Raw genomic sequence first — 10,569 nt, 5'->3', positions numbered from 1 at the left:
CCTCGCCCGAGGCCAGCTCCGGAAACGCGCTCTCGGCGAAGCGCACCACCTCGCCCGCGAGCCCGGCCTCGCCGCCCGCCTCGCCGCGCCGCAACTGCACACGCCGGATCTTCCCCGAAATCGTCTTCGGCAGGTCGGTGACGAACACGATCTCGCGGATGCGCTTGAACGGCGCCAGCCGCGCCCGCGCATGCCGGAAGATCGACAGCGCCGTGGCCCGGTCCGCCGCCGCCCCCGGCACCAGCGCGACATAGGCGACCGGCACCGAAAGGCGGATCTCGTCCGGCTTCGGCACCACCGCCGCCTCGGCGACGCTTCCGTGCTCGATCAGCACGCTCTCCAGCTCGAACGGGCTGATCCGGTAATCCGACGACTTGAACACGTCATCCGCCCGGCCGACGAAGGTGAGATAGCCGTCGGCGTCGATCTGCGCGACATCGCCGGTCCGGTAATAGGCGCCGTCGGTGCCGCGCAGCGCGCCGGTCTCGGCGTCGACATAGCCGCGCATCAGCCCGGCCGGCCGCGCCGCGCCGAGCGGCAGCGCCACCTCGCCCTCGGTCACCGAATCGTTCGCCTGGTCGAGTATGGCGATGCGGTAGCCCGGCAGCGGCCGGCCCATCGACCCCGGCTTCACCGCCTGGCCGGGCGAATTGCCGATCTGCGCGGTCGTCTCGGTCTGGCCGTAGCCGTCGCGGATCGTCAGCCCCCACATCGCCCGCACCCGGTCGATGATCTCGGCGTTCAGCGGCTCGCCGGCGCAGGCCAGCTCGCGCAGCGCCACCTTCCATTGCGCGAGATCGTTCTGGATCAGCAGCCGCCAGACCGTCGGCGGCGCGCACAGCGTCGTCACCCCGCAGCGGACCAGCGTATCGAGCAGCGCCTTCGCCTCGAAGCGCGGCTGGTTGACGATGAACACCGTCGCCCCCGCGTTCCAGGGCGCGAAGAAACTGCTCCAGGCATGCTTCGCCCAGCCCGGCGAGGAAATGTTCAGATGCACATCCCCCGGCCGCAACCCGATCCAGTACATCGTCGAGAGACTGCCGACCGGATAGGAATAATGCGAATGCAGAACGAGTTTCGGCTTCGCCGTGGTGCCCGAGGTGAAATAGAGCAGCAGCGGATCATCCGCCCGGGTCGGTCCGTCCGGCGTGAAATCCGCGCTCTCGCCCTCGGGCGCGTAGGGCGTCCACCCATCCGGCGCGCCGCCGATCGCGATCCGCTGGAACGTGCCGGCCACCGCGTCGAACTTCGCCGCCTGGTCCGCCGTCGTCACCACGAAACGCGCCGCCCCGCGCTCCACCCGGTCCTGCAACTCCTCGGGCGTCAGCAGCGTCGTTGCCGGAATCACCACCGCGCCGAGCTTGATCGCCGCCAGCATCACCTCCCACAACGGCACGATATTGCCGAGCAGCAGGATCAGCCGGTCGCCCCGCCGCACGCCCCGGGCGCGCAGGAAATTCGCCGTCCGGTTCGACCGGGCCGACAATTCGGCGAAGCTCAGCCGCACATCCTCCCCGCCCGCCGGATCGGCGATCCACAGCGCCGGGCGCTGCGCGCTGCCGGCATCGCGGGCGAGATGCGCATCGAACCAGTCGAGCGCCCAGTTGAAATCCCGCGCCTCCGGCCAGCGGAATCCGGCGGAGGCGGCGGCAAGATCGGTCCGGTGGTCGAGAAGGAACTGCCGCGCGGCGATGAAGTCGGTCATGGACGTTTCCTTTTTTTCTGGTTCCGCGCCTCCGCGCCGCTCAGGCGGGCTTCGACGTCGCCGAGATCGCCCGGAAGATCGCGGAAAAATCCTCGCCGCCATGCCCTGATTCGGCGAACGCGGCGTAGATGTCGCGCGCATGGCGGCCGAGCGCGGTCTCGGTGCCGGTCGCCGCCGCCGCCTCCATCGCGAGACCGAGATCCTTCAGCATCAGCGCGGCGGCGAAGCCCGGCCGGTATTCGTGATTGGCCGGGCTCGCCGGCACCGGTCCCGGCACCGGGCAATACGAGGTCAGCGACCAGCACTGGCCCGAGGCGGTGGAGGCCACGTCGAACAGTTTCTGCCGGTCGAGCCCCAGCCGGTCGGCCAGCGCGAAGGCCTCGCTCACCGCGATCATCGAGATGCCGAGGATCATGTTGTTGCAGATCTTCGCCGCCTGCCCGGCCCCGGCGCCACCGCAATGCACGATGCGCCGGCCCATCGCCGCCAGCAGCGGCTCGCCGCGCTCGAACGCCTCGGCGCTGCCGCCGACCATGAAGGTCAGCGTCCCGGCGCTGGCACCGCCCACCCCGCCGGAGACCGGCGCATCGAGCGAGAGCATCCCCCGTCCCGCCGCCATCGCATGCGCGGCGCGGGCGGAGTCGACATCGATGGTCGAGCAGTCGATGAACAGCGTGCCGGCCCGCGCCGCCGGCAGGATGCCGTCCGCCGCCTCATAGACCGCGCGGACGATCGGGCCGGAGGGCAACATGGTGATCACCGCATCCGCGTCGCGCGCCGCCTCGGCGGCAAGCTCCACGATCGTCACACCCGCCGCCGCCGCCGCCTCGCGCGCCGCCGGCACGGTGTCGAAGCCGAGCACCGCATGGCCCGCGCGGACCAGATTGGCGGCCATCGGGCCGCCCATGTTGCCCAGGCCGATGAATCCGATCCGTGCCATGCGTATCCTCCTGTCAGTGCGTTAGAGCATCATCCGATCGGNTAAAATGCTCTAATTATCAATATGATAGAGCACTACATCCGATCCGAAAGGATCGGAAAGTGCTCTAGTGCGTCGAGCCCCAGCTCATCGGCGCCGAGCGGCGCGAAATAGGCATCGAGCGCTTCATCATCCACGCCATCGAGCGTCGCCGGCTGCCAGCGCGGATTGCGGTCCTTGTCGACGAGCTGCGCCCGCACGCCCTCGACGAAATCATGCGCGGCGACGCAGCGCACCGCGACGCGGAACTCGCGGTCGATCGCGGTTTCCACCTTCGCATCGCCCCGCGCCGCGCGCACGAGACGCAGGCTGAGCTTCACCGAGGTGGGCGACATCCGCCTGATCGTCGCCGCCGCCTCGCGCGCCGCCGGTGCGGCATGCGCCTCCAGCGCCGCGACGATCGCCTCGGCCGTCGGCGCCTTGTAGCAATCGTCGATCCAGCCACGCGCCGCGAGCAGCGGCGAGTCCGGCGCCGGCGCCGCGAAGGCGGCGATGCAGTCATCGACATCCGCGCCATCCACCAGCGCCGCCAGCGCCGCCGTCAGCGCCGGCAGGTGCCGGCTTTCCACGTAATGATCGGCGATGCCGCAGGACACCGCATCGGCGCCGGTCATCCGGTGCGCGGTGAGTGCGGCGTGAATGCCGGTCTCGCCCGGCATCCGCCCAAGCAGGAAAGTGCCGCCGACATCCGGCACGAAGCCGATGCCGACCTCCGGCATCGCCAGCATCGTCCGCTCGGTGACGATGCGGTGCGACCCGTGCGCCGAAATGCCGACGCCGCCGCCCATCACGATCCCGTCCATCAGCGCGACGAAGGGCTTCGGATAATTCGCGATATGCGCGTTCATCCTGTATTCGTCGCCAAAGAACGGAAAGGCGAGGCGTTCGCCGCCGCTCTTCGCCGCGTCGTACAGCGCGCGGATATCGCCGCCCGCGCACAGCCCGCGCTCGCCGCGCCCGTCCACCATCACGAAGGCGACGGAAGGATCGTCCGCCCAGCGCAGCAGCGCCGCGTCGATCGCCACTTCCATGTCGTGCGTCAGCGCGTTCAGCGCCCGCGGCCGGTTCAGGCTGATCCGGCCGACCCTGCCCTCGATCCGGATCTCGACATCCGCGGTCGTCTCCCCGCTCATGCGTTCCGCCCGATGAGGCCGCGCGCGACGATCAGTCTCATGATTTCGTTCGTCCCTTCCAGAATCTGGTGCACCCGCAGATCGCGCACGATCTTCTCGATGCCGTATTCGGCGAGATAGCCGTAGCCGCCGAACAGTTGCAGCGCATTGTTGGCGACTTCGAAACCCGTATCGGTGGCGATCCGCTTCGCCATCGCGCAGCGCCGGGTCGCGTCCGCCTCGCCGCGGTCGAGTGAAGCCGCGGCGGACCACAGGAAGAGCCGCGCCGCCTCCAGCTCGGTCGCCATGTCGGCAAGCCGGAACTGCAACGCCTGGAAATCCTCCAGCCGCCGGCCGAACGCCTCGCGCTCGCCCATGTAGCGCTGCGCCTTCTCCAGCGCCGCCTGCGCGCCGCCGAGCGAACAGGCGCCGATATTCACCCGCCCGCCATCGAGCCCGCTCATCGCGATGCGGAACCCCTCGCCTTCCGCGCCGAGCCGGAACCGTGCGGGAATGCGGCAGGATTCGAACACCACCTGGCGCGTCGGCTGCGCGTTCCAGCCCATCTTCCGCTCGTTGGCGCCGAAGCCAAGCCCCTTCGCATCCTTCGGCACCAGGAACGAGGAAATTCCGCGCGGCCCGGCGCCGCCGCTGCGCGCCATCACCAGATAAAGGTCGGTCGCCCCCGCGCCCGAGATGAACTGCTTGACGCCGTCGAGCACGTAATCGTCGCCATCGCGCACGGCCTTCGTCTTCAGCGCCGCCGCGTCCGATCCCGCCCCCGGCTCGGTCAGGCAGTAGCTGGCGAGATGCTCCATGCTCACCAGCGCCGGCAACACGTCGCGGCGCTGCGCGTCGTCACCGAACCGGTCGACCATCCAGGCCACCATGTTGTGGATCGACATGTAGGCCGAAACCGCCGGGCAGCCCGTCGCCAGCGCCTCGAAGATCAGCGCCGCGTCGAGCCGCGTCAGCCCCGACCCGCCGCTCTCCTCGCGCACATAGATCCCGCCCATGCCGAGGGCTGCGCCCTCGCGGATCACGTCGAGAGGAAAGTGCCGCGCCGCGTCCCACTCCAGCGCGTGCGGCGCCAGCCGCTCGTCGGCGAAGCCGCGCGCCATCTCGGCAATCGCGCGCTGCGCCTCGTCGAGCGCGAATTGCGGCGTTGCGTCGGATGGCGTCGTGGCGTTCATCTCTTCCTCCCGAAAGCGGCGTCTCCGTCAGCCGATCGGCGCCGGCACGACGGTCTTGACGATCGTCGCATCCAGCGCCTCGAACCCGGCATAGTCGATCGTCTCGTAGAGCTCGGCGCGCGTCTGCATCGCCTCGACGCAATTCTGCGCACCGCCATCGCGCCGGATCGCGGCGTAGAGATTTTCCACCGCCTTCGCCGAAACCCGCAGCGAGGTCACCGGCCAGATCACCATCCGGTAGCCCATCTCCTGGAACTCGGCGGCGGTGAAGAACGGCGTGCGGCCGAACTCGGTCATGTTGGCGAGCAGCGGCACGCCCGGCATCCGGCGGGCGAATTCGCGGAACATCTCGGCGTTGTAGAGCGCTTCGGGGAAAATCGCGTCGGCCCCGGCCTCGACATACATCTTCGCCCGCGCCACCGCGCCGTCCATCCCCTCGCTCGCCGCGGCATCGGTGCGCGCGATGATGTAGAGGTTCCGCCGCGCATGCGCCGCCGCCGCCACCTTCGCCGCCATGTCGCGCGCATCGGCGAGCTTCTTGTCGTTCAGGTGGCCGCATTTCTTCGGCAGCAGCTGGTCCTCGATATGCACGGCACCCGCCCCGGCATCCTCGAAGCTGCGCACCATGTGCATCACGTTGAGCGCCTCGCCATAGCCGGTATCGCCATCGACCAGCACCGGCAGGCCCGAGGCCCGCGCCACCTGGCGGACGAAGAAGCACACCTCGTCGACGGTGATGATGCCGAGATCCGGCAGCCCCATCGAGGCGGTCATCGCCGCCCCGGAAAGGTAGCACGCCTCGAACCCGGCCCGCATCGCCTGCCGCCCGGCGAGCCCGTTATGCGCGCCCGGAATCTGCACGATCGGCCCGCGCTCGACCAGTTCGCGAAAGCGCAGCCCGGCGGGTCGATCCGGCAGGCCGGATGCTTGCAGATAGCTCATCGAACCCTCCTCAGCCGCGCTTGTCGAGCGGCACGAACTTGCGGTCCTCCGGCCCCACATAGCTGGCCGAGGGACGGATGATCTTGTTGTCGGCGCGCTGCTCCATCACATGCGCGCTCCAGCCGGTGGTCCGCGCGATCACGAAGAGCGGCGTGAACATCGCGGTCGGCACGCCCATCATGTGGTACGACACGGCCGAGAACCAGTCGAGATTCGGGAACATCCGCTTCGCGTCGTGCATGACGCTCTCGATCCGCTCGGCGATGTTGAACATCTTCATCGATCCCGCCTGCTCCGAGAGCGAGCGGGCGACGCGCTTGATCACCACGTTGCGCGGATCGGCGATGGTATAGACCGGATGGCCGAAACCGATGATCACCTCGCGCGCCTCGATCCGCCGGCGGATATCCGCCTCCGCCTCGTCGGGGTCGGCGTAGCGCTTCTGCACCTCGAAGGCGAACTCGTTGGCGCCGCCATGCTTCGGCCCGCGCAGCGCGCCGATGCCGGCGGTGATCGCCGAGTAGATGTCCGAACCCGTGCCGGCGACGACGCGCGAAGCGAAGGTCGAGGCGTTGAATTCATGTTCCGCGTACAGAATGAGCGAGGTGTGCATCGCCCGCACCCAGGCATCCACCGGCCGGCGCCCGTGCAGCAGGTGCAGGAAATGCGCGCCGATCGACTCGTCGTCGGTCTCGACATCGATGCGCCGCCCGTTGGCGCTGTAGTGATGCCAGTAGAGCAGCATCGAGCCGAGCGAGGCGATCAGCCGGTCCGCCACGTCGCGCGCGCCGGCCGGGTTGTGGTCGTGCGCCTCCGGCAGCACGCAGCCCAGGGCGGAGACGCCGCTGCGCATCACGTCCATCGGGTGCGCGGCGGCCGGCAGCGCCTCCAGCACCTTGCGCACCGCATCCGGCAGCCCGCGCAGCGCCTGCAGCTTCGCGAGATAGGCCGAAAGCTCCGCCGCGTTCGGCAGCGTGCCGTGGATCAGCAGATGCGCGATTTCCTCGAAGCTGCACGTCTCGGCGATATCGAGAATGTCGTAGCCGCGGTAATGCAGGTCGTTGCCGCTGCGGCCGACGCTGCACAGCGCCGTGTTCCCCGCGGCAACCCCCGAAAGGGCGACCGACTTCTTCGGCTTCGGCGCCGTCGTGGTCTCGCTCATGCTGTCTGCTCCTTGCGTCTCAGAAGATGCCCGGCTTGCCCTCGAGCAGCGCGCCCGCGGGCAGGGCGACGTTCAGCCGGTCGAGCTCGCCGGCCGGCAGGCGCGGCAGTTCCTGCACCGCCTCGAGGAAGCGGGCGGCCTCGCGCGGCGAGATGATGCCGTCGGTCAGCGTCTCGAACTTGCGGATGTAATCGGCCCGCTCGAACGGATGCGCGCCCAGCGAATGCGCGTTCGCCACCGCCAGCTCGTCGACCAGCGTGCTGCCATCCTTGAACCGGATCTCGACGCGCCCGCCGAACGCCTTCTCGGCCGGATCGGTGGCGTGGTAGCGGCGCGTCCACTCCGGGTCCTCGGCGGTCTCGATCTTGTGCCACAGCGCCACCGTGTCCGCCCGCCGCGCCCGCTTCGGCGCGTAGCTGTCGACATGGTGCCAGGTGCCGTCCTGCAGCGCGACCGCGAAGATGTACATGATCGAATGGTCGAGCGTCTCGCGGCTCGCCTTCGGGTCCATCTTCTGCGGGTCGTTCGCCCCCGTTCCGATCACGTAATGGGTGTGGTGCGAGGTGTGGATGGTGATCTTCTCGATCGCGTCGAAATTCTCGATCTGCTCGCGCATCCGGAAGGCGAGGTCGATCAGCGCCTGGCTCTGGTATTCGGCCGAGTGCTCCTTGGTGTAGCTGTCCATGATCGCGCGCTTGGCCTCGCCCTTGCCCGGCAGCGGCACGTGATAGACGGCATCCTTGCCGCCCAGCATCCAGGCGATCACGCTGTCCTCGCCCTCATAGATCGGGCTCGGCGCGCCCTCGCCGCGCATCGCCCGGTCCACCGCCTCGATCGCGAGCTTGCCGGCATGGGCGGGCGCGAACGCCTTCCACGAGCTGATCTCGCCCTTGCGGCTCTGCCGCGTGGTGAAGCTGACATGCACCGCCTGCTGCACCGCCTGGAAGATCGTCTCCTGCTTCAGCCCGAGCAGCGCGCCGATGCCCGCCGCCTGCGCCGGGGCGAGATGCGCGATGTGGTCCTTCTTCCATTCGTGCAGGCAGATCGCCCGCACGAGGTTGATCTGGATCTCATACCCCGTCGCGATGCCGCGGATCAGGTCGCGCCCGGAGCGCTCCATCACCTGGCCGACCGCGAGGATCGGCGGAATGTTGTCGCCCGGGTGCGAATAGTCGGCGGCGAGGAAGGTGTCGTGGTAATCGAGCTCGCGCACCGCCGTGCCGTTCGCCCAGGCCGCCCATTCCGGGCTCACCGTCTTGCGCGCCGGCAGGCCGAACACCGTCGCCCCGCCGCGCTTCGCATGGCCGAGCGCCATCGCCCGGGCCGAGACCACCGGCCCGCGATTGACCGAGGCCACCGCCACCGCCGCGTTGTCGATGATCCGGTTGATGATCATCGCCGTGACGTCCTTGTCGACGGCCACCTTGTCCGCCGCCACGCCGGCGATCTTCCACGCCAGCTGGTCGTCCCGCTTGAGCAGGGATTTGGATGGATGAACACGGACTTCGTGAAGTTTCATGGCGGTTGCGCTCGTGGTTGCTGAAGGTGGTTTGGCCCCGCAATAGCCGCTGGACTTCGCAGTCACAAGCGAATTGCGGCAAGTTGGATCGAAGCCGGGACGGCGAATTGCGAAGTCTGCGAACTCACGCCGCCCCTCCGGTGGCGCGCGCGCGCATCGCCTTCTTGTCCAGCTTGCCGACCGAGGTCTTGTCAAGGGTCTCGACCAGATGCACCCGGTCCGGCACCGCGTAGCGCGAGATCGCGCCGGCATCCGCCCGCGCCTGCACATGGCCGCGCAGCGCCGCCTCGTCGGCCTCCATCCCCGCGCGCAGCACGACGAAGGCCACCGGCCGCTCGCCCCAGCGCTCGTCCGCGACCCCCACCACCGCCGCCTCCGACACCGCCGGATGGGTGAGCAGGATCTCCTCCAGCCCGATCGAGGAGATCCACTCGCCGCCGGTCTTGATCACGTCCTTCACCCGGTCGACGATGCGCAGATACCCGTCGGCGTCGATCGTGCCGATATCCCCGGTATGCAGCCACCCGCCCCGCCAGAGCGCCGCCGAGGCCTCCGGGTTGCCGGCATAGCCCGGCGTCAGCGCCGGGGTGCGCGTCACCACCTCCCCGACCGACTTGCCGTCATGCGGCACATCGTTCATCGCCTCGTCCACGATCCGGACCTCGACCAGCGGCCCCGGCAGGCCAGCCGCCATCCGGTAGCCGATCTCCGCCTCGGCGCGATCGGGCAGCCCGTCGAGAATGTCGCCGCGCAGCTGCGCCAGCGTCATCACCGGGCAGGTCTCCGACATGCCGTAGCCGGCGAAGATGTCGATCCCCCGCGCCAGCGCCTGCTCGCAGAGCGGCCGCGGCAGCGCCGAGCCGCCGATCACCACCCGCCAGCGCGACAGGTCGATCGCCTTCGCCGCCGGCGCGTTCAGGATCATGTGCATGATCGTCGGCACGCAGTGCGACACCGTCACCCGCTCCTCGACCAGCAGCCGCAGCACCACCTCCGGCAGGAACCGCCCGACATAGACCTGCTGCATCCCCAGCATCGTCGCCGCGTAGGGAAAGCCCCACGCGTGAACGTGGAACATCGGCGTCAGCGGCATGTAGACGTCCTCGCGCGACAGCCCGCCATTCAGCCCGGACATGTTGATTCCGGTCAGCACCATCAGCGTGTGCAGCACGAGCTGCCGGTGGGTGAACATCACCCCCTTGGGCAGGCCGGTCGTCCCCGTCGTGTAGAAGGTCGTCGCCAGCGTGTCCTCGTCGAATTCCGGAAACGCGTCGAGCGGCGCCGTCGCCGCCAGCAGCGACTCATACTCCCCGGCGAAGCCCTCCGGCACGGCGATATCGTCGTCGCGCATCAGCACCACCTGGCGCAGCTTCGGCAGCCGCTCGCGGATCGCCGCCAGCACCGGCAGGAAATCCGCGTGCACGAACAGGATTTCCGCGCCGGAATGATCGATCGTGTAGGCGATCTGCTCCGGGCTGAGGCGGATGTTCACCATCATCAGCACAGCGCCCGCCATCGGCACCGCGAAATAGGCCTCGAGGTAGCGGTGGCTGTCCCAGTCCATGAAGGCGACGCGCGTGCCCATCCCGGCGCCGAGGTCGCGCAGCACGCCGCCGAAGCGGTGCACGCGGGCGGCGAATTGCGGATAGGTCAGCCGCGTGTCGCCGCGATAGACGATCTCCCGCCGGCTCGCCTGCGCGATCGGCATCTTCAGCAGCTGCCCGATCAGCAGCCGGTAGCGGAACGGTTCCGTCACCTCGGTCATGTCTCGTCTCCTCCAGGTCGCGTCCCCGTTGGCACGGGGGCTTGTGCACCATAGGATAGGCGCGTATCGCGCCCGTCAACCCCGCCCGGAACGGGCCAGCAACGATGAGGAAACCCGAATGACCGCGTTGAAATCCCTGTTCGACCTGACCGGCAAGCGCGCCCTGATCACCGGCGGCTCGCGCGGCCTCGG

General features: G+C 69.1%; 8 protein-coding genes. All 8 read right to left on the bottom strand.

Going from position 1 to position 10,569, the window contains the following annotated elements; genetic code table 11:
• Window positions 1-1,705 (bottom strand): AMP-binding protein (locus APM_RS14320; protein WP_007424090.1); only part of this gene is annotated, 1,705 nt, incomplete at its 3' end.
• Between the two features lie 40 nt (window positions 1,706-1,745).
• A complete protein-coding gene (mmsB, locus tag APM_RS14315; RefSeq protein WP_007424089.1) occupies window positions 1,746-2,645 on the bottom strand; it encodes a 3-hydroxyisobutyrate dehydrogenase in 900 nt (299 codons plus the stop codon).
• Between the two features lie 74 nt (window positions 2,646-2,719).
• A complete protein-coding gene (locus tag APM_RS14310; protein WP_007424088.1) occupies window positions 2,720-3,817 on the bottom strand; it encodes an enoyl-CoA hydratase/isomerase family protein in 1,098 nt (365 codons plus the stop codon).
• Complete coding sequence (locus APM_RS14305) at window positions 3,814-4,989, bottom strand: acyl-CoA dehydrogenase family protein (protein ID WP_007424087.1); 1,176 nt, start codon at window positions 4,987-4,989, stop codon at window positions 3,814-3,816. Before APM_RS14305 ends, APM_RS14310 begins: the two co-directional genes overlap by 4 nt.
• 27 nt (window positions 4,990-5,016) lie before the next feature.
• A complete protein-coding gene (gene prpB, locus APM_RS14300; RefSeq protein ID WP_007424086.1) occupies window positions 5,017-5,931 on the bottom strand; it encodes a methylisocitrate lyase in 915 nt (304 codons plus the stop codon).
• 10 nt (window positions 5,932-5,941) lie between these two features.
• Window positions 5,942-7,093, bottom strand: coding sequence for a 2-methylcitrate synthase (gene prpC, locus APM_RS14295; protein WP_007424085.1), 1,152 nt, complete (start codon window positions 7,091-7,093; stop codon window positions 5,942-5,944).
• A 19-nt stretch (window positions 7,094-7,112) separates the two neighbouring features.
• Window positions 7,113-8,612 (bottom strand): MmgE/PrpD family protein, encoded by a 1,500-nt coding sequence (locus APM_RS14290; RefSeq protein WP_007424084.1) that lies wholly within the window; start codon window positions 8,610-8,612, stop codon window positions 7,113-7,115.
• 124 nt (window positions 8,613-8,736) lie between these two features.
• Window positions 8,737-10,377: a fatty acid--CoA ligase gene (locus tag APM_RS14285; RefSeq protein WP_007424083.1), complete on the bottom strand. Its 1,641-nt coding sequence runs from the start codon at window positions 10,375-10,377 to the stop codon at window positions 8,737-8,739.
• Window positions 10,378-10,569: the final 192 nt, after the last annotated feature.

The sequence above is a fragment of the Acidiphilium sp. PM genome, from assembly GCF_000219295.1.
In the GTDB taxonomy this organism is placed as follows: Bacteria; Pseudomonadota; Alphaproteobacteria; order Acetobacterales; family Acetobacteraceae; genus Acidiphilium; species Acidiphilium multivorum.
This window is presented reverse-complemented; position numbering and strand designations above follow the sequence as displayed.

Bases quoted from the DNA above. Each gene is read 5' to 3' on its own strand.
- APM_RS14290 (WP_007424084.1), bottom strand. From the start codon at position 8,612: ATGAAACTTCACGAAGTCCGTGTTCATCCATCCAAATCCCTGCTCAAG.
- prpC (WP_007424085.1), bottom strand. From the start codon at position 7,093: ATGAGCGAGACCACGACGGCGCCGAAGCCGAAGAAGTCGGTCGCCCTT.
- prpB (WP_007424086.1), bottom strand. From the start codon at position 5,931: ATGAGCTATCTGCAAGCATCCGGCCTGCCGGATCGACCCGCCGGGCTG.
- APM_RS14305 (WP_007424087.1), bottom strand. From the start codon at position 4,989: ATGAACGCCACGACGCCATCCGACGCAACGCCGCAATTCGCGCTCGAC.
- mmsB (WP_007424089.1), bottom strand. From the start codon at position 2,645: ATGGCACGGATCGGATTCATCGGCCTGGGCAACATGGGCGGCCCGATG.
- APM_RS14310 (WP_007424088.1), bottom strand. From the start codon at position 3,817: ATGAGCGGGGAGACGACCGCGGATGTCGAGATCCGGATCGAGGGCAGG.
- APM_RS14285 (WP_007424083.1), bottom strand. From the start codon at position 10,377: ATGACCGAGGTGACGGAACCGTTCCGCTACCGGCTGCTGATCGGGCAG.